Below are 25,828 nucleotides of genomic sequence, written 5' to 3' on the forward strand. Positions count from 1 at the left end.
TTTAATTTTGCCCTTTTTTGTTCAGTGTTTCTAAGATAGCATCATCAATAAGCTGACAATATAACTCATACCCTTCTGCCTGTTCTTTTATCCAATCATGTTTGTTATATACAGCCATTACTCCTCGCATTGTATGGCCTAACATTTTTTCCGTTACATGTGGTGCTACGCCATTTTCACTGAGCAATGTAGATAAAGAACGACGGGCATCGTGCGGTAGGAACTTGGGTATTTTGTATTTTTCAAATAGGTGATCCCACATTCGACAGCAATAGCGATTAATACTATGGGTGGTCATTGCTTTGTGTGGATTGCTACCTGGTATTAAATATCCATTACGGCCGTATACCATTGCAAGCGTATTTAAAATGCTTTTCATCTTGGTTGATATTGGCCTGCGAATGGCTTTATTTGTTTTTGAGTTTTCGGGTGGTACCGTCCAAATGTTGTTTTCAAAATCGAAATGTTCCCACTTGGCTAAACGAACCTCTGATTGCCTAGCCCCTGTTATATAAATTAGCTGAAGGCATGCTTTAGTTGCGGGTGTAGCTTTTGAGCTTTCAATTTGAATCCATAGTTTTGCAATTTCATCAAAGCGCATTACTCGCTGGCCTACCGATGCTTGTTCGCCAACATCGTTTATATTTAGAGTTAGTACGGGGTTAAATGGTTTTACTTCACCGCGTTTTTCAGCCCATCCTATTATTGATTTTATGCGTACTAATATTGTGCCGGCTGTTTTTGCGCTACCTAATTTTTTTACGTCATCAAAGTAGGTTATCCAATCTTTAATGGTCATTAAATCAATTGGCATGTTTTTATCATTAAGGATTGGCACAATCCATTTGCTAACTTGGTTTGTGTATAACGTTTGGGTTCTTTCTTTTAGGTCAGGTACTTTTTTATCTAACCACTTTGCTGCAACTTCTGCCATTGTGGGCAAGCCCTTGGCATTGTTACGCATGAGCTTAAGCTCTAGGCGTGGGTCTTTGTCTTGGCTTAACCAATTTTGAAACAGCGGTATGTAGTCTTGTGCTTCTTTGATGCTTAGCCCAGGATAACGCCCTAGCGTGATAATTACCTGCTTAGCATCAACACGGCAACGGTATTGCCATGTAATTGTGCCCTTTGCAGATACCCTTACACTTAAACTATCTCTATGCGATAATATGCACGGTATTTGATTTTTACCTAGCAGCTTTCTTAATTTGGTGTCACTGATCGCCATTTAATTTTTTATACACAGTTAGCAAAAAATTTATACACGATACTATACACACAATGCGCGGATTACAATATAGCCAAAGATACAACAACAAATAAAAGCGCAGTTAAAACCCGCATAAACAAAGGGCTAAGATACAGAATGAGCGAACCTACATACTACGAAAACCAAGCAACAATCTATTGGTACGACTTTGAGACTTGGGGGGCGACCCCCCAAAAAGATAAACCCAGCCAGTTTGCGGGTCTTCGTACCGATCTTGATTTAAATATTATTGGCGAGCCGCTTATTGAATATTGTAAGCCGCAAGCGGATTACTTGCCTCACCCTGAGGCGTGTTTAATTACGGGTATTACGCCACAAGTGGCGATGAAAAAAGGCTTGGTTGAGGCTGAGTTTATAGCAAAAATTCATGCCGAATTTAGCGTGCCAAACACCTGTGTTGCCGGTTATAACAGTATTCGGTTTGATGACGAAGTAAGTCGCTATAGCTTTTACCGTAATTTTTACGACCCGTACGAGCGCGAATACAAAAATAACAATAGCCGCTGGGATATTATTGATTTGGTCCGTGCTTGTTACGCACTGCGCCCTGAAGGCATTGAATGGCCGTTAAAAGAAGATGGCAGCCCAAGCTTTAAGCTAGAGCATTTAACCGTAGCCAATGGTATTGAACACGCCGCAGCGCACGATGCACTAAGCGATGTAACCGCCACTATTGCACTGGCTAAGCTAATAAAAGAAAAACAGCCAAAGCTGTATAACTTCTTTTTTGGGCTGCGTAATAAAAAAGCTCTTGCTGAATTGGTTGATGTATTTAACATGACGCCGCTGGTGCATACCACGTCGCGCATACCAGCAACACAAGGCTGTACAAGCTGGGTTGCACCAATGAGTTTTCATCCGGTTAATAAAAACGCGGTTATTTGTTTTGATTTAACCCAAAACCCGCAAGTACTCATTGATTTAAACGTAGAAGAGTTACGCAAACGTTTATACACCAAACGTGTAGATTTAGCCGAGGGTGATTTACCTGTTGGTTTAAAGCTGGTGCATTTAAACAAGTGCCCTATTTTAGCCCCCGCTAAAACATTATTGCCTGAAAACGCCGCGCGCCTTGGGATTGATCGCGAGCAGTGCTTAGCTAACTTAGCTATTTTAAAAGCCAATACCGACCTTCGCGATAAAGTAACCGAAGTGTTTAACGAGCAAGGCGATTACAGCGCAACCACTAACGTTGACTACTTACTTTACGATGGGTTTACAAGCCATGCCGATAAAGCTAAGTTTGCGATTATTCGTGATGCAAAACCAGATGAATTAGCCGGGTTGAAGTTAGACTTTGAAGATAAAAAGTTTAATACGTTATTGTTTAGATACCGCGCCCGTAACTGGCCTGAAACGCTAAACCAGCAAGAGCTTGACCAATGGCGCCAATATTGCCAAAACAAGTTAATGCACGGCGAAGATCAACCATCGATTAACGCGCAAGATTTTATGATCACCCTTGAAAACCTAGCGCATGAACATGACGACAGCGAAAAAAATCTTACAATTTTAAAGGCGCTGTATAACTACGCACAAAGCATGTAATTCGGTGTAGACGTAGAGCTTGCTCACGTGAAAAGCGTAGCTTTTAATATCTTCGCCATTTTAAAAACTCTGTTTTTATACACAAGCAAGCTTGGCGTCTACAAGTAAACTCATATCTACATTTTGAGGTAGACGTTGAGCTTGCTCACGTGAAAAGCGTAGCTTTTAATATCTTTACCATTTTAAAAACTGTGTTTTATACGCAAGCAAGCTTTGCGTCTACAAGTAAAATCACAGCTACACTTTGGCGGTAGACGTTGAGCTTGCTCACGTGAAAAGCGCAGCTTTTAATATCTTTGTCATTTTAAAAACTCCGTTTTTATACGCAAGCAAGCTTTGCGTCTACAAGTAAAACTCACAGCTACATTTTGGCGGTAGACGTCGAGCTTGCTCACGTGAAAAGCGCAGCTTTTAATATCTTTCTCATTTTAAAAACTGTGTTTTTATACGCAAGCAAGCTTCGCGTCTACAAGTAAACTCATATCTACACTTTGGCGGTAGACGTCGAGCTTGCTCACGTGAAAAGCGCCGCTTTTAATATCTTTACCATTTTAAAAACTGTGTTTTTATACGCAAGCAAGCTTTGCGTCTACAAGTAAAAATCACAGCTACACTTTGGCGGTAGACGTCGAGCTTGCTCACGTGAAAAGCGTAGCTTTTAATATCTTTACCATTTTAAAAACTCCGTTTTTATACGCAAGCAAGCTTGGCGTCTACAAGTAAAAATCACAGCTACACTTTGAGTGTAGACGTAGAGCTTGCTCACGTGAAAAGCGTAGCTTTTAATATCTTTTTCATTTTAAAAACTGTGTTTTTATACGCAAGCAAGCTTGGCGTCTACAAGTAAAAATCACAGCTACACTTTGGCGGTAGACGTAGAGCTTGCTCACGTGAAAAGCGCAGCTTTTAATATCTTTATCATTTTAAAAACTGTGTTTTTATACGCAAGCAAGCTTGGCGTCTACAGCGTTACTTTTTATGCAATGCTTCAATACGTGCTAACAAGCTTGAGGTGTCGTATCTGCCGCCGCCGAGTGCTTGTACGTCGGCGTAGTATTGATCGACCGTTGCGGTCATTGGTAAAGTAGCGCCGTTGTTTTTAGCTTCATCGAGTGCTATGCCTAAATCTTTACGCATCCAATCTACGGCAAAACCAAACTCATATTCACCCGCCCACATTGTTTTATAGCGGTTTTCCATTTGCCACGAACCGGCTGCGCCTTTAGATATTGTCTCTATTACTTTTTCGCCGTCAAGCCCTGCTTGTTTGGCAAAATGTAAGCCTTCGGCTAACCCTTGTACTGCGCCCGCAATACAAATTTGATTAACCATTTTGCATAATTGACCCGAGCCAACGCCGCCTAGTAATTGACTAAAACGACTAAACGCCGCCATAACTGACTGCACTTTAGCAAATACGGCTTCACTACCACCCGCCATAACCGTTAATACGCCGTTTTCGGCGCCAGCTTGCCCGCCCGAAACTGGTGCATCTATAAAGTCGATATTTTGTAGTTCAGCTTTTGCAGCAACTTCGCGTGCTACTTCAGCAGAGGTTGTGGTGTGATCAACCAAAACAGTGTGCGGCAACATGCCCGCTAACACGCCGTCGTCGCCATACACTACTGAGCGTAAGTCGTCATCGTTACCAACACACATAAATACGATGTCGGCATTGCTGGCAGCTTCGCGCGGGGTTGGTGCAAAGCTTCCTGAATGTTCTGCAGTCCACGCTTGTGCTTTAGCTTGAGTACGGTTATAAACGCATACGCTGTGCCCTGCTTTTGCTAAATGCCCCGCCATTGGGTAACCCATTACGCCTAAACCTATAAATGCGACTTTCATTGACATAAAAATGACCTATTTAACTGATAACTTAGAAACTAGGCCTCGATTATGTCAACCGGCTGATAAAAAAGCGAATGAAAGTCTTTATAAAATTTCCTTGATTGGAAAGGTAAGCAGGTAACCTATGGACAGTATTTATCAATTCAATGCACCACTTTACAACAGCGAAAATTTTTCTCTTAGCCAGCTACAGGGAAAAACCATCCTTATTGTGAATACAGCAAGTAAATGTAATTTTTCAGTGCAATTAAGTGCGCTTGAAAGGCTGTATCAACAATATAAAAGCAGCGGATTTACCGTATTGGCATTTCCATGCAATCAATTTGGTCAAAATGAGCCCCTTGATAACTTAGCGATTAAAGACTTTTATCAAGCACAATTTGATGTGTCGTTTGAAATATTTGGTAAGGTTATGGTAAACGGACCTGAAACCCATCCGTTGTTTAATTATTTGAAATCGCATACGCGCGGTATTTCACAAAACCGTGCTGTTAAATGGAACTTCACTAAGTTCTTAATTAATTCGCAAGGACAACTTGTAGCACGTTACGCACCCCGCACCAAGCCAGAAACGCTCAAGCAAGTCATCGAAAGCAATTTACATCAAGCAGGGAAATTAAGCGCAGCAAAAAATGAAAAAAAACCATCCGCTTCAATTCCTTTATTCACTTCGCTTAAGGCTTAATACCAACAGAGTTAATTAGGCACGTTTTTGTAAAGTAGTTTAATGTTACTATGATCTTTCTTAAGCGCTGGAGCTATTACCATGAATATTGCTTTTTTTAGTACTCAAAAGTACGAACTGCCTTTTTTTGAACAAAGTACACGCGCTCATAGCGCTATAAAAATAACGTATTTTGAGCAAGCACTGAGCGAGCAAACGGCTATTTTAGCAAAAGGCTTTGATGCCATATGCGTATTTGTTAACGACTGCGTAAACGCCGCTGTTATTGAGCAGTTGGCAAACTTGGGCATAAATACTATTTTGCTGCGCTGTGCTGGCTTTAATAATGTTGATTTACCAGTAGCAAAAGCACATAACTTAAATGTATTGCGCGTGCCAGCATACAGCCCCGAAGCTGTTGCCGAGCATTGTATCGCGCTCATGCTAACACTTAGCCGCAAAACGCATAAAGCGTATAACCGCGTACGCGAAGACAACTTTGATTTAAACGGATTGCTTGGTTTTAACTTGCACAATAAAACAGTGGGTATTGTTGGCTGCGGCAAAATTGGCCTTGCGTTGTGTAACATATTAAATGGCTTTGGTGCCAAAGTACTAGTGTGCGATCCCTGCGCGCAACCTGGCAATTACACCATTACCGATTTAGATTCGCTGCTAACTCAAAGCGACATTATCTCACTGCACTGCCCACTAACGGATCAAACTCACCATTTAATAAATGATGAAGCATTTAATAAAATGAAGCCCGGCGTTATGCTCATTAACACCTCTCGCGGCGCATTACTAAATAGCAAAGCGTGTATTAATGCGCTAAAAACTAAAAAACTAGGTTACTTAGGGCTCGATGTTTACGAGCAAGAATCAGAGCTATTTTTTAAAAATCACAGCGACGAAATAAACCAAGACGATATATTCTCGCGCTTAGTGAGTTTTAAAAATGTTTTAATAACAGGTCATCAGGGCTTTTTTACCCAAGAAGCACTCACCGAAATAGCAAATACAACCCTACTTAACGCGCTTGAAGTAAATGAAGGTAAACCTCTAACTAATGAAGTTTTATAAAGACCTTGGCTATACCTAAATAACAGGCACAAAAAAAGCGAAGTGCGTTTTAAACTCACTTCGCTTTATTAATTTATTTTAGGGCTTAGATAAAATCAACCAAACGCGACGTTTGCAAACACTAAAGTCATTAATATTGGGCAAACAAAACGTATATATTGAGCAAACCAATAATGTACACCAGTTGTTGCTTGATGTAATTTATTGCCACGCTGCCACATCCACCCTACTGTAATAAAGTAAAACAAGCCCATAAGCGGCAATTGGTATTGAGTGAATAGCATAATGACTAAGCCAAATAACCAGTCAAAATTTAATATAATCGCACTTGCACACACAAGCACAACGGCGCTAACTGCCCATGTAGCTTTGCTGCGGCTAACACTGTGATTTTCGACTAAAAATGCTACCGGAATTTCAGTGGTTGAAATAGTTGACGTAACCGATGCTATCGACATTAATACAAAGAATAATAAGCCCACTAATAAGCCAACTTCGCCCATCGCACTGAATAGCTGCGGTAAAATAGCAAAAATAAGTTGTCCTTCGCCAATCAGTTTACCATCGTTAAATACTTCAACACCATTGTGCTGCGCCACGTAAATAGCAGGAATAATAAGTAACCCCGCTAAAAACGCGACACTTGTATCAAGCAAAGCAACACTTGCGGTAAGCTTTGGTAAGTTGGCATCTGGCTGTAAATACGAGCCGTAAATCATCATGCACCCAACACCTAATGAGAGCGAAAAGAACGCTTGTCCCATTGCCGCAATAATTAAGTTGGGGTCGAATATTTGGCTAAAATCAGGAATTAAATACGCAGCAAAGCCTTCGCTTGCGCCATCTAGCGTTGCAATGTAGGCAATTAAACCAACAAGCAGCACAAGTAACAGCGGCATCAAACGGCGCGACCAAGTTTCTATTCCCGATTTAACACCTTTTAAAATAATACTGGCGGTTAAAATAAGCATAAGCGGCGTAAACACAAAATTACGCAGCACTGAGTCACCATGTAAAAACTCGCTTGTGCCTGTAAACCCAAAAAAGGTGGTTATGGGCTCAATAGCGTACGAGAGCATCCACCCTGCTACTATTGAGTAAAAACTGAGCATAACAACCGCACCGGCAAGCCCAATATACCCTGCTGCTGCGCCTACTTTGCGATTAGTGTTTTGCCATGCATCGCCCAACGCTCTTACCGGATTAGCTTGCGCGTTATGCCCTAAATACAGTTCGGTATACAGCGCCGGAAGCGCAAGTAAAAATATGACAATAAAGTAAACCAATAAAAATGCGCCGCCACCATGATTGGCTGCTTGCGTAGGAAAACCCCAAATATTACCTAAACCGACTGCTGCGCCAGCAGCCGCTAAAACAAAACCAAGTCGGCTTTGAAACCCATCACGCACTTGTGCCATACATCTACAAATCTGTTATTATTTTGATTATTGTGAATTAAACCATATTTCATGCCAGCTGAGTAATAAAATTGTACCCAGCCTTTATTAGTGGCACTAACCGCTCACAATATCAGCGACTTCTTTTGCTTTAGGGCTTTTATGACTGAACACTATTTTAAAAATGCCTTGAGTATTACTTCAACTCAATTGGCAAAGTTACCGTTAGCTAATCACAGTATTTTACTCTTTAATGCTAAAACACTTGAGCTTAGTGACTTTAATTTGCCTGATTGCTTAAGCCCGTTTGAGTTAACCATTATATACCGCCGCAAAAGTCCGCAAGCTAAGCAGGAGTATTTAGCTACGCGGTTATTATTAAAACACCTTATTAAAGTAACGCAGCCGCAACATGCGCACGTAGCGCTTAATAAAATGAGTACAGAATTTGACGAGACAAGCTCAAAACTGCAAATACATGTGGAGGGTGATGTTATTAATACCTGTATTTCGCACTCGCATGGTTTAGTTGGGGTCGCGCTAAATTTTGATAAAAGTGAGTTTGGTTTTGATATTGAAAAAGTAAGCTTAAAGCGCCCATTTGAAAAGCTTGCTAAGCATTTTTATCATAATGATGAAATTACACTTATCACTGAGCCTACTAATACCCAAGCCCAAGCAGATACGTTTTTTAGAATTTGGACACTAAAAGAGTCACTTGCTAAAGCCACCAGCCGCCCTATTGCAAAGTTACTTAGCCCCAATGTGTTTGACGAATTACATAGAGCAAAGCTGGGGGCTTGCAGTAATCGCGTTACTGTAGTTGATAGCAGTGACAGCAATGTTTGTTTTGATGTAAGTGTGGTGCATAAAAAAAGCATCGGCTGGCGATGCTTTTTATTAACTGATTTTGTTAATTAATTTTGTTAAGTTTCTTTATTAACTGATGTTACTAGGTAATTTTCCTGAATAACCGTTACTTACGCAGCAAAATCATTTTCTAATAAACGGCTATGAATAGATTGCACTACGTTATCTGACTCAGTTTGCTCTACTAAAAAGCACAAGTTGTGTTTACTCGCACCGTGACAAATTAATCGAATATTAAAGTCTTTTAGTACACTCATTAAGTTCATTTCGTGTTGGCGTAATTGAATCTCAGAGCCAATAAGTGCCACCAATGTTAGGTTATTTTCTACCGACACATGGCAAAACTCTGCAAGCTTATCTAGGCATTCTTGATCAAGCTCTGGGCGCGAGGCGTTTTGCGCGTTATCAAGCGTTATGGCTACGCTGATTTCTGAGGTGGTTACCAAATCTACCGATATATTATATTCGCTTAATAGCGTAAATACGCGGGCTAAAAAGCCGCTTGCTAGGAGCATTTCTGGGCTTTTAAGAGTAAGCAAAATTTGGTTTTTACGTTGTGTTACTGCGCGTATACCTGGTTGTTGCGACTTTTCGCGCTCAATCCATGTACCACCACGTTCTGGCTCGCGGCTCGAACCAACAAATACGTTAATGTGACTACGGCTTGCGGGTAAAATAGTTGCGGGGTGCAATACTTTTGCACCAAAGGTCGCCATTTCAGCGGCTTCGTCAAAGCTTAAGCGTGCAATGGGCGTCGCTTTTGCGCACAAACGCGGATCGGTGCTAAAAATACCCACAACGTCAGTCCAAATATGCACGCTTTTAGCATTAATTGCTTCAGCCAATAGTGCTGCACTGTAGTCTGAACCACCTCGTCCTAGCGTTGTGGTTTGGCCGTACTCGTCACTGCCAATAAAGCCCTGAGTCACAATTACTTGAGCATCTAACAGCGGGATTAAATGTTCTCTAGCGGCTTGCGCTGTGGCTGCAACATTGGGCGTTGCTTTACCAAATTGGCTATCGGTTTTAAGCACCTTGCGCACATCAAAGCGATCGGCGTTTAAACCTTGTGAACGCAGCACCTGAGCAAACAAATACGACGACAAACGCTCACCAAAGCTAAGGAGCTCGTCGTGTTGTTGAGCGGTTGTTAGTGACTCTTGAGCCAATGTTTGAAATGCTTTTAGGGTTTCGTTAAAGCCAACCGCTAAATCGGCATCTAGCGATAACTCATCTAAAATAGTGTGTTGAATAGCAAGCACGCCGTTTATGTGCTCTTGGCGCTCACTTGAGGTAATACTTGATTTACACAGTGCGACTAAATGATTAGTTACGCCGGCACTGGCACTCACGGCAACAATACGTACGCTTTTATCTGCAACAATAATTTCGCTACAGCGACTCATCGCTTCAAAGTTTGCAACACTGGTTCCGCCAAATTTGGCAACGATGTAATCTGATTTTGCGCTTAACTCTGTTTGAGGCACTGTTTGTGGCGCTGATTGGGTAGTCATTTAGTCTCCTTTCGCGATATCCAAATCGCAATAAAACAAGAAGAACTTGGCAAAGGAATGCTTGAAGATAAGTCCACTGCCAGAAGCTCTCCACCTATATTGGTGACAGTTTTGAGGATTCAGCCCCATAAACCGAAAAACAATGACGACGTATCATTATTTTCCTCGGCGAGTACTTCCCTCCTTAATGATCATCGGCTTTCGTCGCCTAACATTAAGTACCTAAGTATCGCACCTCTTCTGAATGCTTTATTAACCAGTGGCTAATAAAACAAAACCCCACTAAGTAGCGGGGCTTTGAAAGTTATCGTTTAGACGTCTAGCTGTCAAGCATTTAATAATTTATGAGTTAAATAAAACTGCCCATGTAATACGAGCCCGCATATCCAACCGTGTAGCAAATTAATAAATGCAGCGATAAACGCAAGTAGCTCATAAAGGTAAGCGCTTTAACTTTACTCATGGCAATAATGCCCGCAGCCGACCCAATGATAAGCATTGAACCACCCACGCCCGTTGCATACGTAAACGACAACCAATGTTGTTGGCTCATTACTATATCGGCTTTTAATAATGCAGCGGTAAGCGGTACGTTATCGACCCCTGCTGATAATATGCCCATTAAGTAGTTTGCGTACTCGGGTGCCATTACCGTGTATAGGTCGGTAAATTTACTCAACATACCAATTTCTTTAAGTGCGCCAACAAGCAGCAGTACACCTACAAAAAACAATAATGTGTCGTATTCTATATCGCGAACAAAGTCAATTATGTCTTTGTTTATGTCTTTTTTGCGCATTAAAAATTGCGCTACTAAAAACATCACTGATAAGCCAAACAAAAAGGTGAGTAAAGGCGGTACACTGTAAATTACGCTCAGCGTTAATGTACTCACTACGGTAGATAAAAATATCACGGCAATGGTTATGTCGGTTTTTTCTATTCGGGTTTTACCCGCACGAGCAAACTCAACACGCCCTTTCATACCTATAGACAGCAACGCGGCTAGTAACATAACACTTGCAAGTGCTGGCGCTATAAGTAGTAATAAATGACCTATGGTTACTTTGCCATCTAAAAATATCATCAGTGTGGTTACGTCACCGGTTATTAGCGATACCCCACCTGAGTTAACCCCAAACACGATAAGCGTGGCGTATTTAATGAGTTTTTTAGGTTCAAGTTTTAACGACATTACAACGGCTAAAGAGATAAGCGTAGCCGTTACATTATCTGAAATCGACGAAAACAAAAACGCAAAGCCACCCACCAAAAACATGAGCTTTCTCTCGCTAATGCTTTTTGGCATAACACGATGAACAATATTTTCTATAAACCCCTTTGAATTTAAATACGCGACAAAGGTCATTGCAGCCATTAAAAATAGCCATAATGAGGCAATTTCTAAAATATTTTCGTTAAGGAGGTGTTGAACTGAATCGGAGCTTTGTCCGTGAAGAGGGTAGATAAAAAGAAGAATCCAGCAAAGCGTACCAAAAAATAATGTAGTTTTAGCTTTGTTGACATGGATTATATCTTCTATAACGATGAGCAAAAATGCAATCGCTATCAGGGTTAGAATAGTCGAGGAAACCATGGTAGATAAACAACCTTTGATATAGTTTTAAAGAACACGCAAAACAGAACCTTTCGCATGTGTCTGTTTTCGGCGCGGATTTTAGCACTGCCGCCGTGCAAAAACTATTATTAAATGGTCTTAAAAACGAATACTATATACAGACAAGGTTAATTAAAAACACGTAATAATGAGTATAAACTCGATACTCAATAATAAAATACTAGGATGTAGTAACGCCTTATGATCCCAGCAAAAAAGCTACTTAATACCTTAACCGAACATTGGGGTGTATTAGAGCTGTTATTTAAACGTTTTAAAATGGCTGACTTTAGCCTAAAAGACGTACAAAACGCGATTAAGCAAAAGCAGCCTACATGGTCAAACGAGCGCATTTACAAAGAAACAAATCGTTTATTAAACCAAGATATTTTAATTCCACTGGCTAAATCCTCACAACTTGAAATAAATCGTGCCATTGCCGATTTTGCCACTTTTTTACTGCAAGAAGAGCACTTAGGCTTAGCGCAAGAAATTAGCGTATTAGTTGACGATCTAGCTCGTTTAGGTAACCGCCTAGATAACGCTGGCGAAATAGAAGACTTTGACGATTTACGCCGCTACAGCCGTATTATGGATGATCGGGTGCGTAAAATAATGAAGCTATACGCACACAACGAAAATGCGATTTTAAACATTGTTGAACAAGCTAAATCTAACAATGCCGTGCAATCGCTGCAAAAGCGTTATAAAGCGGTAACAGAAGCGTTTGACGAATACATAGAGCCAATGCTTGAAATGGTTGATATTCGCGGTGATTTTCATGCGTGTTTTACCCTCATTGAAGAGCAAATAAGTAAGCAAATACTACACATTGAGCGCTCAGGTAAAGCCTACAACGACAAACGTATGCTTGAGCAACTGCGTACTCGTATACTCGAAATGCATTTAATGGGCAGAGAAAGTTTACGTAAAAGTGCCGACATGCTTATGCCACTGCGCGAAGAGCTACGCCGTAATAACTTAATTACTCGCCAAGCATCAAAAGTACTTGGGCTTGTGCGTAAAAATGGCGTAGACAACATGCTAAGCGCAGTACAGCCACACTTTGTGAGCGATGCACAGCGATACTCGCTTGGTCAGCAACGCCATATTGTGGCTTACATGGCAAGCTTGGTTGAATTTGAGCACGAAGAATACCAGTTACCCGATCAACAAGATGTGCCTGCATTTGTAACGCCTAATATTCCTGACTACAACGATGTTAAAACCAGCTTTGCTAAGCGCTTTAATAAAAAACGCAAAAAGCCGCAGCCCTTGCTGCAATTTTTAGACGAAAGCTACCCAGATCTCGATGCCGACGAAATGCTATTTTTGTATCAAAAATTAGTCAGCGACAGCGATATTAAAATAATTCAAAGCGATGAAAAAGCCCGCGTAAACATTGCCGGTCAGTACTTTTCTTTATATCCATTTAATTCAGAGCCTCAGTTAGATACAAAGGCAGATAAGTAACTCTTATGATAGAAACCACTACAACACACATAAACTTAAACGAGCTAACTCATCTACAAGCCATTAATAAAAAATTAGTAGCGGGTTATCACATTTGCGAGCAAGACAACGTAATGTGGCAAGAGCTTGACCAACACATAGAAGACTACACCGCCCTATTTACCGCTTTAGGTCACGATTTAAAACGCGATAGCCGTGGCTTTTATTATTTTGGTAGCGACGAAAGCACACCCAATATGGGCAAAATATCTCGTGCTATCGCACTCACCATTTACATTTTAATTGAGCACTACGCCAATACGGGTAAAGACCCAATGCGCGCATTGTTTGACGACATAAACGATTTAGAGCTTATGCAAACGCTGGTGCAAATTAACAAACATTTGTTTGATCAGCTTGAGATATTTTCAGGATCTGATTTGCGCAAAGATGTTTACCTGCGCATGGTGCGCTTAGGTTTAGCCCGTGAAGTAGAAGGCGGCTTTATGCTACAAGCGCCAATTCACCGCTACATAGATGCACTCATGGAAGTAAACGAAGAAACCTACATTACAGAGGACGAGGAATGAAAAATCTATACGGACTAAGTAAACTCGCCCTACTTAACACCGCAGGCTATGCAAAATGTGTGATCCCGCTTGATAAAAGCAGCTCTATTTGCGCGCCCAATAACACAGGTAAAAGCTCGGTTATTAACGCCCTGCAGTTTCCACTTATTAACGATTTACGCTTAACAGAATGGGACGGACACGATTTAGATGAAACCCGTAAGTTTTATTTTTCATCCGATCAGTCGTACATTTTACTAGAAGCTAACCTGCCCCATGGCTCGGTAGTCATTGGCGTTGCAGGACTTGGTAAAATTGCCGGTTACGCGCATCAGTACTTTTGCTACCAAGGAAAGCTTGATTTAGAGCAGTACACGCAAGGTAAAACCATTATTAAATTTACCAAACTGTTCAACCATTTAAAATCGCTTAACTACAATCCTATTGAGCTTAAAGCACAAGAGCTAAACGCGCTATTGACTGGCGGTGCAACCCCGTTTGACAGCGACATTAACTTAAAAATGATCCCGCTAAATAATGTGCAAGATTCCGCTATTTATAAAGAAATATTTAGACGTATTCTTAACTTACACAAATTAGGCGCAAGCGATGTAAAACGCTTTATGCTACGCGTGTTTGAACGCCATATGTCAAACTCTAAGGTCGACTTTTATGAAGTATGGCGCCGCTCGTTTGATAAAGTAAATCGCTCAAAACGCGAACTAAAAGCCCTTGAATCAATGCAAGAGCCAATAGCCGCGCTTGAATCAATGCTTGAAAACCAAACCGTGCTTAAAGGTAAATTAGCGGCGTACGCGCCTAAAATTGACCAAGCACTGATTGATTTTGATACCTATCAAGAGTCGCAACTTAACGAGCTCGGTATAGCCCTTGAAGATATAGAGCACGAAAAACACGAGTTTGAGCAAAAGCAAAGCCTATATGTACAGCAATCGCGCGATATAGAGCGCAGACAAACTCAAATTGAGCAGTGGTTTTTAGATTACGATGCGCTTAAAAGCGAATTTGAGCTGGTAAATAAAGCCACCCTTAAAACCAGCCTGACTCAGTTAAAGCAAGATTACGAGTCGCTTTCGCACTCTATAACCAGCGCACAAGGGCAAAGCCTACATACGCTTGACTACCGCATTAGCGAAACACAAAAACAAATTAAGAGCTTAAAGCTGCAACTTAAAAACCTTGAGTTTAATTTGTTTACCCGTATGCGCGAAGACCTCTCGTTAAAAGAAGTAGAAGAAATATCGCGGATTTTAAACCCAGATATTCTCTCGTTTGCAACCACCACTAATGGCGATATAACCATTGATGACGAAGATGCGTTTGGTGAATTTTTATCGCTACTTAGCGAAAACGTTAAAGGCGGTGTACTAACTCTGCCAGGTGCGAGCATTAAGCTTAAGAAGCTCTCGCCGGTGCAAATGCAAAGCGGCGAAAACAAAGAGCAATTAACCGCTCAGCTAAATGCACTTGAGCATTCACTTAAAGAGTTTAAGCAACAACGTGATGTTGCTGCAAACGTTGCCGACAAACAAAAAGAAAAAGACGAATTATACGATGAGCTAATGAGCGCAGAGCGCGCGCTAAAACGCTTAGAGCAGTTTGATGTAATGCAGCAGTCGGTTGAAGCGCAAGCCATGCTAAAAGAGCAGTTATTAGCTGAGCGCGAACAAGTTGACGACTACCTACAAGATATTCAAAAAAATAGTGGTTCAATTGCCGATCGTCGCTCGTTAATTAAATCTAAACAAGAGCAAATTAATCGCCAAACTGAGCGTCTGCGCCAAGTTAAAAGCGAGCGAATTGACCATACCCTTGATTTATACAGCGGCAAAGTAACCCCGTACATGATTGATATAACAGTCGACTTTGATAACTTAAGCGACCTTGTTCATCACTTTAATAAAGACTGCCAAGAGCTGCGTAATTTTGACATAAACGTACACAACACCTATTTGCATGTGTACAACGCGGGTATTACTAAATTTGATAACGAAAACGACGAGTTTACTAAATATCAAAAACTGATCAGCGCGTTTCATAATATTGATAATGAACGCGATGCTGTTGAACGCCAAGCGCGTGTTGCACTTACCGAAGTGGCTGCAACCATTAAAGGCTTACGAGAAGATTTAGACCGACTTCGCCGCGAAATGAACAGCTTTAATAAAGGCATAAGCCAGCACCGTATTTCAAACCTGCAAGCGTTTAAGATTAACGTCATACCGCGCAAAATGCTGGTTGATAGTATAGATACCATTATCAGCACGTCGCATCAGTTTGAACAAGGTGACACGCTTGATTTACTGAGCCAAGAACCGTACAGCGAAAGCGCGGTAAACGAAGCGAAAGATCATTTAATTAAACTCGCCTCAGATAAAGCGGGTTTAACGCTTACCGATTTATTTGATATTCGATTTGAAGTAGTTAACCGCGCAGGTGAAACAGAACACTTTGAAAAAATAGATTCGGCGGGTTCAAACGGCACACGAATTACTATTAAGTTATTGTGTGGCATGTTGTTTATTCGTTACTTATTAAGTGACCAAGAACAAAACCTATACCGTATACCAATCTATATAGATGAAGCGGCTGATATCGATCCACAAAATCAAAAAGCGATTATAGAAACCGCACTAAGCTTTGGTTTTGTGCCTATATTTGCCTCAGTTAAACCACAAATAAGTTGTGACTATATTGTGCCTATTCGCTCAGTAAAAGACGGCGCACAAAACTGGGTGGATGAAAAAGATTGGATAGAAGTTGAACATTAAACTTTTACTGATGACTAATTAACAGAGGTTAATTAGTCGTTCAGCCCTAACAATTAGACTAATATTTAGGACGTTTAAATAATACACATTTAAACTATGTGTGTTATTTTAAATTAATGCATTTTATTGGAGCAAACGTAATGAAAAATATACTTATTGTTGCAGCGCTAGCACTTCTTACAGCCTGTACACAAACCCCAGATTGGGATTACGATAAATCAGCTAACTTTAGTAATTTTAAAACATTTGCTTGGGTAGAAAACGCCAGCCTAACTAAAGACACAAATAACTATCAAATTAATGGCCTAATGGAAAAGCGTGTTCGCACTGCCGTTAATGCAGAATTGAGCCAAACACTAGGTATGAGTTTAGTTGATGCAGCGCAAGCTGATGTACTTGTTAACTATCATGCATCGGTAGATAAAGAGCTTGAAATAGATACCTTTAACGTAGGTTACCGCCACAACTGGGGTTACTGGGGCACTGGATTTGAGCGCGATACAACCGCGCGTGAATACGAAGTGGGTACACTGATTATTGATATTGTAGATCGTGAGTCAAACCAGCTAGTATGGCGCGGCGCAAAAGAAGGTCGATTAAAGAAAAATCAATCGCCAGAACAACGTGAAGCATCAATTAATAAAACAGTCAGCGAAATTTTAAGTAACTTCCCGCCGCAAAAGCAGCAATAAGTTAAAATTAGCTATAAGTAAGTTTTAAAAAAGCTCACGTAATGTGAGCTTTTTTGTGGGTGATTGTTTTTGGGGCTTACAGACTTAAGTAATTACGAGCTACGCTCGTCACGTCAGCAAGCTGCACGTCTACAAAAAAACACCGAATTAAACTTTACCTGTAGACACTAAGCTTGCTTGCGCGAGAAGCGACAGCTTCTAATTACTTACTTTTATAGGGCTATATTCAATTCTAAATTACGAGCTACGCTCGTAACGTCAGCAAGCTGCACGTTTACAAAAAAACACCGTGTCAAACTTTACCTGTAGGCGCTAAGCTTGCTTGCGTGAGAAGCGATAGCTTCTAATTACTTATCTTTATGTTCTTACTCCACTCTTAATTACGATTTATACTTATGCAATAGCTCAAGCGGTATATGGCAATAGTCATCAGGATGATTAGTTAAACGGTCTTGATGCTCAGGATCGCTTGGCACGAAGTTAGTTAGCGGCTCTACCCCTACCACAATTTTATCGGCATCACTTCGCTGGCTTATATAATTGCTAGCAACCTCTAAATGATCTTGGCCTTTGCTATAAACGGCAGTGCGATATTTAGGGCCTACGTCATCCCCTTGTTTGTTAATACTATACGGGTCAATAATTTCAAAAAAGAAGCCAATCAGCTCGTTTAAGCTAACCACTTTTGTACTAAATATTACTTTTACACACTCAGCATAACCGTCGTATTCGCCCTGTGTATTATCATTTGTTCCATTAGCCCGCCCTGCTTCAGTACTTATTACACCAGGTAAGTGCTTTAAAAATTCTTGTACACCCCACAGGCAGCCACCAGCAAAGTAAATAGTATTATATTCTTTAGTATCCATTATAAATGTTACCTAATAAGTAATTATACCGATTGCATTAAAATAGTGTTCTATTATAGCGCCAAGAAAATAGCGCAATAACAAGGCGAAAATTATGACATATAGTTGTTCTATATAAATAATTTTTAACGCAGTGAGTGCGCTATTTAATACGATAGAATGACCATGTTTTTAATAAAGTCGGTATTACGTAAATGGTTATCAAATGCAGTTATTAGCAAATTAATGTACAATCGCGCACAAAATGACTGCTGTTACATTTAGTTATTTTATCATGCTCAAATATAAGCTTTGAAATTAATTGTAACCGCAGCTACAAATAAAAAATGATGAGAAACACATGAATCGCACACCACACCTTATAATACCTGCAATATTATGCAGCGTGACTGCATTTGCTAATGCTAATACGCTATCTGATGAGTCAACAATAGAACAGATAACCGTTGAGGCTTCACCTACTGCAAATAAGTTGCCAGTAGGTACATTTGACTCGCCTATTTCTAATTTAGAGTACGACCCACGTGTTGATCTTCAATCGCGTAATATGGCTGAAGCGCAAGCTGATGTAACTATTCGCGGCGGTATTTTTGAAAACACCGGTTTTAGAGTCGGCAGTGCGACTTTACTTGACCCGCAATCTGGGCATTATTTTGCTGAAATCCCCATTGCACCGCAAATGCTAAGCGGTCCGGATGTTTTAACCGGTGCCGATAACGCACTGTACGGTATGAATAGCTCTGTAGGTACAGTTTCGTTTGGCTGGAAACCAATTATTACAGGCGGTAGTATATCGCTTGGTACTGGTACAAACGACTTTAATCTGCAAAGTATTCACGCTGCTAAAAACACACAACTTGATAGCTTAGCTAACTATACTCTGGGCTTTGAAGGTGAGTATTCTCATTCGCAAAGTGATGGAACCATTGATAATGGCGATCATGACTTTTCGCGCGCCTCAGCTCGCGTGCAATTAGCTAGCGAGCACAGCCAAACCGATTTATTTTTTGGCTCACAAGATAAGTTTTTTGGCTGGCCTAACTTGTACACCCCTTTTGGCGTTAACGAAACTGAAGATTTAGAAACCCGTCTTTGGATGCTTAATCACAAGCAAAGCTACGCTGATAACAGTCACTTTGAAGTATCTGCTTATTATCGTACCCATGACGATCACTATATTTACTCGCGCGAAAATCCAAGTGCATTTGAAGCTTTTCATAAAAGCGAAGTTAAATCGCTTGGACTTTCGGGTCGCCATGCACAAAGCGATGCACTGGCAATAAATTACTCAGCACAATTTATTGATGACTCGATTGAATCAACAACACTTGAAAACAACTTTACCTCACGAAAGTATTATAAATTAAGCGTATTGCCTGAATACCAAATGGTGCTTGAGGATAATAAACAACTTACATTTCGTTTAGGTGCTGCGTTTGACGATACAAATAGAGACGACTCTGAACTGTCACTCATTGGTGATGTAACGCTAAATACACAAAACAGCGAAGGTTTTGAGCGCACGTTTTATTTATCTTATGCACAAGCAAGCCAAGTTGCAGGCTATACCGCCATTGGCGGCAGTGATTCTGGTGGATTATTTAGAAGTAATTACAACCTTAAGCGCGAAACCACTTCAAACTTGGAGCTAGGTTTATTACTTGAAGAACAAAGCTGGCAGTTAAACTCGGCTATTTTTTATCGCAAAGATAATAACTTGACCGATTGGACCTTTAATTTTGATTCAACTTCAGCGCGCTTTGCAAACCCAGTTGATATTGATACTGCAGGGGTTGAATTCTTAGCGACTAAGCACTTTGATACAGCAAAACTTATAGCAAGCTACACCTATTTACATAAATCAGAAAACTACGGCGTAGCCGATATTGATGCCAGTTTTTACGCATTAAACTTTCCTGATCACCGTTTAACACTCGGCGCTGTGTACAACCCAACTGATATTTTAGAATTTAGAATAGATAACGAATGGCGTACACAACACAAAAATGCACTTAGAAACGGCAATGACAACGCGTTATTTACCCAGCTAACGCTTAAAATAACCCCGCCACAGTTGAGTAATTTATTTATCACCTTAGCGGCAGATAACTTATGGGATGAGTCGTTTGAAGAAATACCAGGTACACCAGGACGCGGTGAGCAATATACGTTAAGCGCAACGTATAGCTGGTAACTAGTAACGTAAGCAAGCTTCACGTCTACAAAAACACTCACAAACATACGCTTTGGCGGTAGACGTAGAGCTTGCTCACGTGAAAAGCGCAGCTTTTAATTACTTAAAATAAATACTCAGTAATAGATAAGTGTAAATATATGTGTATTTTAATAGCTCACTAAGTGAGCTCTTCGAGCTCGGTAATAAGTGCTAGAGCTTGTGCGTTTGTTGACCCACACACATCGAGCGTGGCGCTAAAATCACTGCATACTTTTGGGCGGCTTGAATCGCCAAATAATTTACACAAATTACGTTCATCTAGCTGAATGCAACGCTCTCCGGCTTTTTTGCCATTTGGCATACCTGGAATTGGCGAACTAATACTAGGCGCAATACAACATGCACCACAGCCTAATCTACACTCCATCGATTCAGTTTTCATAATATCCTCTGTATAAAAAGTAACGTCTTTAATTCTTTTTCAGGAACGTAATTAATCACACGTTTAGTTGTAATGTACATATGTAATGCTTTGTTACATCTTAAAACAGCTTGTAAACACTTTATTGCGTATTATTACTGTGTCACCACCAATTATGAGGAATGCCTTGTGGCTACTAAAAAACAAATAATACTCCCAATTGCAGTTTTAGCAGGTGGCATAGCATTAGCTATCGCTTTTATGGCTATGAAAAAGCCACCGGAAGAAAAGCCTGAGCAAGACATTCGCCCTTTAGTGGCAACCCAAAGCATACTATTAGATTCTATCACGCTCGATGTTAAATCGTACGGCATAGTAAAACCAAAAGACCGTACCGAGTTAATAGCGCAAGTAAGCGGGCAAGTTATTTCGGTATCAGATCAATTTGTCGAAGGCGCGTTTGTAAAGCAAGGCGATATTTTAGCACGGATTGATGCAAATGATTATGAGGCTGACTTTATTGAAGCGCAAGCGGGTTTAGCGCAAGCAAGTTCGGCACTTGAAATAGAGCGTGCGCAAGCGCATGTAGCAAAAGCAGAATGGGAACGTATTAAGTCAGATTCAAGCGAAGCTATTGCCTCAGAGCTTTATTTACGTAAACCGCAATTAGCTGAAAAACTAGCACGCTATCGCTCAGCTCAAGCCAGTGTAAAACGCGCTAGTCGTAATCTTGAACGTACTTACATTAAGGCCCCATACGATGCGATTATTAACGAGCGCACGATTAGCTTGGGTTCAGTAGTTAATCCTGGTAATAGTTTTGGCGCATTAAGTGCGACATCTGTTGCAGAGGTTCGTCTACCGGTTGCCGACCAAGAACTGCAATATTTAGAAAATGGTGGCGTCGGTTCAAACGTTACATTTAATGCAGAATACGCGGGCAAACAAACAATGTGGCAAGCCAAAGTAATTCGCACCGAAGGTGTGGTTGATCAAAAAAGCCGCATGAGCTACCTAGTAGCACAACTTGCCACACCGTATGGCGATAAAACACGCCCTCTTCGTTTTGGTTCATACATTAATGCGACAATTGAAGGCCGCCCACTTGATAACGCGATTATTGTTGCGCACCATTTAGTTAAAGATAATAAAATTGTAATTTTAAATGACGATTTAACATTGTCGTTTAAAACCCTAAATATTATACGCGAACAAAACGGCATGATTATCGCCAGCCAAGGGTTAAAAAATGGCGAGCAAATTGTCACCTCAGCGCTTGAATATCCAACCGAAGGTATGGCTGTAAAAATTGAAGACGTAGCACCTAATAACAGTGACATTACTCAACTTGCACTTAAGGAGGAGTAACCATGAACACTCGTGAAACAGGGTTAATAGCATGGTTTGCCCGTAATCCCGTTGCAGCTAACCTATTAATGATATTTATATTAGTGGGCGGTCTTTTAATGGCGATGACCATTCGTAAACAAATGTTCCCACAGTTTGAAAGTAACTGGATAAGCGTACAAGCGGTTTATCCGGGGGCTGCCCCGCAAGAGGTTGAAGAAGGAATAACGATAAAAGTTGAGGAAAATCTTGAAGGTCTTGAAGGTATTAAACGCCTCATTACCTATTCTAACCGAGGTTTTTCGCAAGCCTGGATAGAAATAGAAGAACAATATAATCCACAAGAAGTACTTGATGAAATTAAAGTACAGGTTGATTCAATAAACACCTTTCCTGCGGGAATGGAGCGCCCTGTTGTACGTCGTGATAAGTTTGAGCAAGAGGTAATGATACTCGCGCTTTACGGCGACATGAGTAACTACCAGCTCAAAGAGCTTGGCAACGATATAAAAGATGAACTCCAAGCCCTACCTCACGTTAACCTTGTTAATTTTAATGGCGGCTTAGAATACGAAATTGGTATAGAAGTCAGCCCCGATAAACTACGCGAATATGGCTTAACATTTAGAGATATTGCAGGCGCTGTGCAAAGCTTTTCAGCCAATATGTCGGCGGGGCAAATACGCTCTGAAAACGGTTATATTTCGATGCGTGTTGAAAAACAAGCCTACCGAGGCTTTGAGTTTGAAAAGCTGCCGCTTATTACCCTTGCTGATGGCGCACAAATTTATTTAGGCGATGTTGCTACCATTAATGATGGCTTTGAAGAAGGCCTACAGTATTCTAAATATAATGGTAAAAATTCACTCTCCTTTGAAGTAAATGCATCAAAAGATCAAGACATTACCGATGTAGCAAAAGTCCTTAAAAGCTACATGGCAACTAAGGAGCCACTTTTACCTGATGGCGTTAAGCTCTCCCCTATTGTTGATTTAACTTACTACCTTGAAGGTCGACTCGATATGATGGTCGATAACATGATTTGGGGTGGCTTGTTAGTAATGATAGTACTGGCACTATTTTTACCGCTACGCTTAGCATTTTGGGTCATGATGGGCTTGCCGGTGTCTTTTCTGGGCGCCTTTTTGTTTATGCCTATTGGCTTTTTAGATGTAACAATTAATCTAGCCTCTCTTTTTGCCTTTATACTTGTACTCGGGATTGTTGTTGATGACGCCATAGTTGTCGGAGAATCTGCCAGTGCCGAAATAGAAAAATACGGCCACACACTTGATAACGTTGTACGCGGTGTAAAACGTGTTGCCATGCCAGCAACCTTTGGTGTACTAACGACCATTGCGGCATTTTTACCGCAAACACTCGCAACCGGCCCTGGTGCTGCTTTTTCTAAGGCGATTGGTGGCGTAATCATTTTATGTTTGATTTTTTCACTCATTGAATCAAAACTTATTTTACCTGCCCACATTGCAGCAATGAACCCACGTAAACCAAACCCTAAAAACCTATTACATCGCTTACGCATGGTGATTGATAGTGGTTTAAAAGGCTTTGTGAATAACTACTACCTTCCTTTTGTTAGTCGCTGCATTCACTACCGCTATACCGTAATTGTTGGCTTTATGTGTTTGCTTATTGTAAGTGCAGGTATGTTTGCAGGTGGTTTAGTTAAGTTTGTACCCAACCCTAAAATACCACACGACTTTCCGCGTATTGATATCGAAATGAACCTTGCTTCATCTGAGCAAGCAACGCTTGAAACAGCGCGTAAAATAGAAAGCGTGTTATTAAAGGTCGATCAGCAACTACAAGAGCAATACGGTAAACCGATGATCCGCGATTTATCGGTAAGCTTACGTGGCCGTACTCAAGCGAATATTATGGCTATTTTAGTAGAGCCTGATTTACGCCCTATTGACACCTTTGCTCTAAGTGCATTATGGCGCGAGCAAATGCCCGCTCTACCTGGTATTAAAACCATGACCATTCAAGACAGCATAATGAATGGCGGTCGAGATGATGGCGATGTTAGCTTTAAACTTGAAGGCAAAAATGCTGACGAACTAAAAGAAGTAGCCGGTAAATTAAAAGCTAAATTACAAACAATGGAAGGTGTTGGCGACGTAAACGACTCAATGCAAAGTGCCACCGATGAAGTACAGCTTGATTTAAAACCACTGGCTTACAGTATGGGTTTAACGCTTGCTGATGTAGCATCGCAAGTAAGCTTTAGTTACTACGGCTTAGAAGCGCAGCGAATATTGCGTGAAGGCGAAGAAATTAAAGTCATGATCCGCTACCCAGAAGACGAACGTAACTCAATAAGTGACATCGCAAGTGTGCGTATTATTACGCCTTCTGGCGCTGAAGTACCACTGAGTGAAGTAGCCGAAGTTAAATTAGTTGACGGTGTAAACCGTATTCGCCGCGAAAACTCTAAACGTACTGTAAACGTATGGGCTGCGGTAAATACCGACCAAGCCGAACCATTTGCTATTGCAGAAGAAATTCGTGATGAATATTTACCAACACTACTTAAAAGCTACCCTGGCGTGACAAGTGACGTGGCTGGGCGCATTCAAGAAGAGATGGATAGTGCTTCAGAGCAGCTTCGTGATTTTGGTATATCAATGATGATTATATTTGCCTTGTTAGCGATTCCACTTCGCTCTTACTCGCAGCCACTTATTATAATGTCGGTTATTCCGTTTGGCGTAGTGGGCGCGATGTTTGGGCATATGATTTTAGGTATGACCATGAGCAGCTTATCTATGTTTGGCATTATTGCTGTAGCGGGTGTGGTCGTAAATGATTCCCTCGTTATGGTTGATTTTGTAAATAAAGCCCGCGCTGAAGGTGTTGCGATTAAAGATGCAGTAGTACAAGCCGGTGCTCGTCGCTTTAGAGCGATATTACTCACCTCAATCACAACCTTTATTGGTGTAATGCCGATTATTTTTGAAACGAGTTTACAAGCTAAAATTGTTATCCCAATGGCTGTATCACTTGCTTTTGGTGTGCTATTTGCCACAGTAATTACACTGATACTTATACCGTGTCAGTATGTTGCACTAGAAGATGCTAAGCGATTAGTACGTAAAATGCGTGGTAAGCCACCACACGTAGATGCCCAACCAGCGCCTATTGAAAGTTAAGTAATGTAAAACCCCAACCAAAAAAGCTCGGCATACTATATGCCGAGCTTTTTATTTTTGGGGTGCGTTGATCTTTGGTGGTTAAATTTATTACTCGCAAAATATTTTATCTCCATGACTTGGAGGTGTGGACGTTACTATAAAGACTAAGTCTTCATTTTGTTGATTACTAAGCGTGTGTTTTTTGGTGGCAGGGATATGAAGTCCTTGGTGTGTATGTAGCTTATGTATAACATCTTCACATTCTATTGTTGCAATGCCACTGAGAATATAAAAAAATTGCTCTGCATAGCGATGAAAATGCCTTAATTCACTCTCCCCCTTTGGCACACGTTCTTGAATCACACTTAAAGAAGCCGATTTAACTAGATGCCAACCATCACAATTATTACCCCATCTGTAGTGATTTTTGCTATTAGTGCTTACTTTATCCATTTTATCTCCATATATTTAACCTGAACTCTGGATAATGAATCTATCTCCATAATTCAATGCGTTAGTAAACCTCTTAACCAGAGCTCAGGT

The 25,828-nt window shown here is 40.8% G+C and carries 19 protein-coding genes and 1 riboswitch; of the genes, 11 read left to right on the forward strand and 8 right to left on the reverse strand.

What is annotated here, in order from left to right; all coding sequences use genetic code 11:
* Window position 1: 1 nt before the first annotated feature.
* The gene (locus H5119_RS02340; protein ID WP_182701062.1) at window positions 2–1,228 is read right to left on the reverse strand and encodes a site-specific integrase; all 1,227 of its coding nucleotides are present in this window, start codon (window positions 1,226–1,228) and stop codon (window positions 2–4) included.
* Window positions 1,229–1,366: 138 nt separating this feature from the next.
* Between H5119_RS02340 and sbcB the strand changes: the two genes are divergently transcribed.
* Window positions 1,367–2,818 carry an exodeoxyribonuclease I gene (gene sbcB / locus H5119_RS02345; RefSeq protein ID WP_182701063.1) on the forward strand — a complete coding sequence of 484 codons (1,452 nt, stop codon included), beginning with the start codon at window positions 1,367–1,369 and terminating at the stop codon, window positions 2,816–2,818.
* A 969-nt stretch (window positions 2,819–3,787) separates the two neighbouring features.
* Here the strand turns inward: sbcB and H5119_RS02350 are convergent.
* The gene (locus tag H5119_RS02350; protein ID WP_182701064.1) at window positions 3,788–4,669 is read right to left on the reverse strand and encodes an NAD(P)-dependent oxidoreductase; all 882 of its coding nucleotides are present in this window, start codon (window positions 4,667–4,669) and stop codon (window positions 3,788–3,790) included.
* A gap of 121 nt (window positions 4,670–4,790) precedes the next feature.
* On the opposite strand from H5119_RS02350, the gene H5119_RS02355 reads away from it, so the two are divergent.
* Both H5119_RS02355 and H5119_RS02360 read left to right on the forward strand, forming a co-directional pair.
* Window positions 4,791–5,351 carry a glutathione peroxidase gene (locus tag H5119_RS02355; protein WP_138585433.1) on the forward strand — a complete coding sequence of 187 codons (561 nt, stop codon included), beginning with the start codon at window positions 4,791–4,793 and terminating at the stop codon, window positions 5,349–5,351.
* 81 nt (window positions 5,352–5,432) lie between these two features.
* Window positions 5,433–6,413, forward strand: coding sequence for a 2-hydroxyacid dehydrogenase (locus H5119_RS02360; protein ID WP_182701065.1), 981 nt, complete (start codon window positions 5,433–5,435; stop codon window positions 6,411–6,413).
* A 95-nt stretch (window positions 6,414–6,508) separates the two neighbouring features.
* Here the strand turns inward: H5119_RS02360 and H5119_RS02365 are convergent, their stop codons facing one another.
* Window positions 6,509–7,831 carry a sodium-dependent transporter gene (locus H5119_RS02365; protein WP_182701066.1) on the reverse strand — a complete coding sequence of 441 codons (1,323 nt, stop codon included), beginning with the start codon at window positions 7,829–7,831 and terminating at the stop codon, window positions 6,509–6,511.
* Window positions 7,832–7,972: 141 nt separating this feature from the next.
* Between H5119_RS02365 and H5119_RS02370 the strand changes: the two genes are divergently transcribed.
* A complete protein-coding gene (locus H5119_RS02370) occupies window positions 7,973–8,731 on the forward strand; it encodes a 4'-phosphopantetheinyl transferase superfamily protein (protein WP_182701067.1) in 759 nt (252 codons plus the stop codon).
* Window positions 8,732–8,790: 59 nt separating this feature from the next.
* Here the strand turns inward: H5119_RS02370 and lysC are convergent, their stop codons facing one another.
* Window positions 8,791–10,194 carry a lysine-sensitive aspartokinase 3 gene (lysC, locus tag H5119_RS02375; protein ID WP_182701068.1) on the reverse strand — a complete coding sequence of 468 codons (1,404 nt, stop codon included), beginning with the start codon at window positions 10,192–10,194 and terminating at the stop codon, window positions 8,791–8,793.
* 75 nt (window positions 10,195–10,269) lie between these two features.
* Window positions 10,270–10,442: riboswitch (Lysine riboswitch) on the reverse strand.
* A gap of 101 nt (window positions 10,443–10,543) precedes the next feature.
* The gene (gene nhaD / locus H5119_RS02380; RefSeq protein ID WP_182701069.1) at window positions 10,544–11,791 is read right to left on the reverse strand and encodes a sodium:proton antiporter NhaD; all 1,248 of its coding nucleotides are present in this window, start codon (window positions 11,789–11,791) and stop codon (window positions 10,544–10,546) included.
* A gap of 222 nt (window positions 11,792–12,013) precedes the next feature.
* On the opposite strand from nhaD, the gene H5119_RS02385 reads away from it, so the two are divergent.
* The 4 genes from H5119_RS02385 (at window position 12,014) to H5119_RS02400 (ending at window position 17,317) form a co-directional block, all read left to right on the forward strand.
* Window positions 12,014–13,285: a hypothetical protein gene (locus H5119_RS02385; protein ID WP_182701070.1), complete on the forward strand. Its 1,272-nt coding sequence runs from the start codon at window positions 12,014–12,016 to the stop codon at window positions 13,283–13,285.
* Between the two features lie 5 nt (window positions 13,286–13,290).
* Window positions 13,291–13,854 (forward strand): condensin complex protein MksE, encoded by a 564-nt coding sequence (locus H5119_RS02390; RefSeq protein WP_182701071.1) that lies wholly within the window; start codon window positions 13,291–13,293, stop codon window positions 13,852–13,854.
* Window positions 13,851–16,625, forward strand: coding sequence for an ATPase (locus tag H5119_RS02395; protein ID WP_182701072.1), 2,775 nt, complete (start codon window positions 13,851–13,853; stop codon window positions 16,623–16,625). Before H5119_RS02390 ends, H5119_RS02395 begins: the two co-directional genes overlap by 4 nt.
* Before the next feature lie 140 nt (window positions 16,626–16,765).
* Window positions 16,766–17,317 (forward strand): DUF4136 domain-containing protein, encoded by a 552-nt coding sequence (locus H5119_RS02400; RefSeq protein WP_077539042.1) that lies wholly within the window; start codon window positions 16,766–16,768, stop codon window positions 17,315–17,317.
* A 380-nt stretch (window positions 17,318–17,697) separates the two neighbouring features.
* Here H5119_RS02400 and H5119_RS02405 read toward each other — a convergent pair whose 3' ends face one another.
* Entirely contained in the window at window positions 17,698–18,186 is a 489-nt protein-coding gene (locus H5119_RS02405) for a peptide-methionine (S)-S-oxide reductase (RefSeq protein WP_182701073.1), read from the reverse strand.
* A gap of 340 nt (window positions 18,187–18,526) precedes the next feature.
* Between H5119_RS02405 and H5119_RS02410 the strand changes: the two genes are divergently transcribed.
* Window positions 18,527–20,380 carry a TonB-dependent siderophore receptor gene (locus H5119_RS02410; RefSeq protein WP_182701074.1) on the forward strand — a complete coding sequence of 618 codons (1,854 nt, stop codon included), beginning with the start codon at window positions 18,527–18,529 and terminating at the stop codon, window positions 20,378–20,380.
* 160 nt (window positions 20,381–20,540) lie between these two features.
* Here the strand turns inward: H5119_RS02410 and H5119_RS02415 are convergent, their stop codons facing one another.
* Window positions 20,541–20,804 (reverse strand): YkgJ family cysteine cluster protein, encoded by a 264-nt coding sequence (locus H5119_RS02415; RefSeq protein ID WP_182701075.1) that lies wholly within the window; start codon window positions 20,802–20,804, stop codon window positions 20,541–20,543.
* A gap of 168 nt (window positions 20,805–20,972) precedes the next feature.
* Here H5119_RS02415 and H5119_RS02420 point away from each other — a divergent pair, with 168 nt between their 5' ends.
* Together H5119_RS02420 and H5119_RS02425 are read left to right on the forward strand one after the other, a co-directional pair.
* Window positions 20,973–22,151 (forward strand): efflux RND transporter periplasmic adaptor subunit, encoded by a 1,179-nt coding sequence (locus H5119_RS02420; RefSeq protein ID WP_138585444.1) that lies wholly within the window; start codon window positions 20,973–20,975, stop codon window positions 22,149–22,151.
* A 2-nt stretch (window positions 22,152–22,153) separates the two neighbouring features.
* On the forward strand, window positions 22,154–25,303 hold the full coding sequence (locus tag H5119_RS02425) for an efflux RND transporter permease subunit (protein WP_182701076.1): 3,150 nt from the start codon (window positions 22,154–22,156) through the stop codon (window positions 25,301–25,303).
* A 90-nt stretch (window positions 25,304–25,393) separates the two neighbouring features.
* Here H5119_RS02425 and H5119_RS02430 read toward each other — a convergent pair whose 3' ends face one another.
* The gene (locus H5119_RS02430; RefSeq protein WP_182701077.1) at window positions 25,394–25,738 is read right to left on the reverse strand and encodes a cupin domain-containing protein; all 345 of its coding nucleotides are present in this window, start codon (window positions 25,736–25,738) and stop codon (window positions 25,394–25,396) included.
* Between the last annotated feature and the right edge of the window lie 90 nt (window positions 25,739–25,828).

This window comes from Pseudoalteromonas sp. SG45-5 (assembly GCF_014164085.1).
Classification (GTDB): Bacteria; Pseudomonadota; Gammaproteobacteria; order Enterobacterales; family Alteromonadaceae; genus Pseudoalteromonas; species Pseudoalteromonas aliena.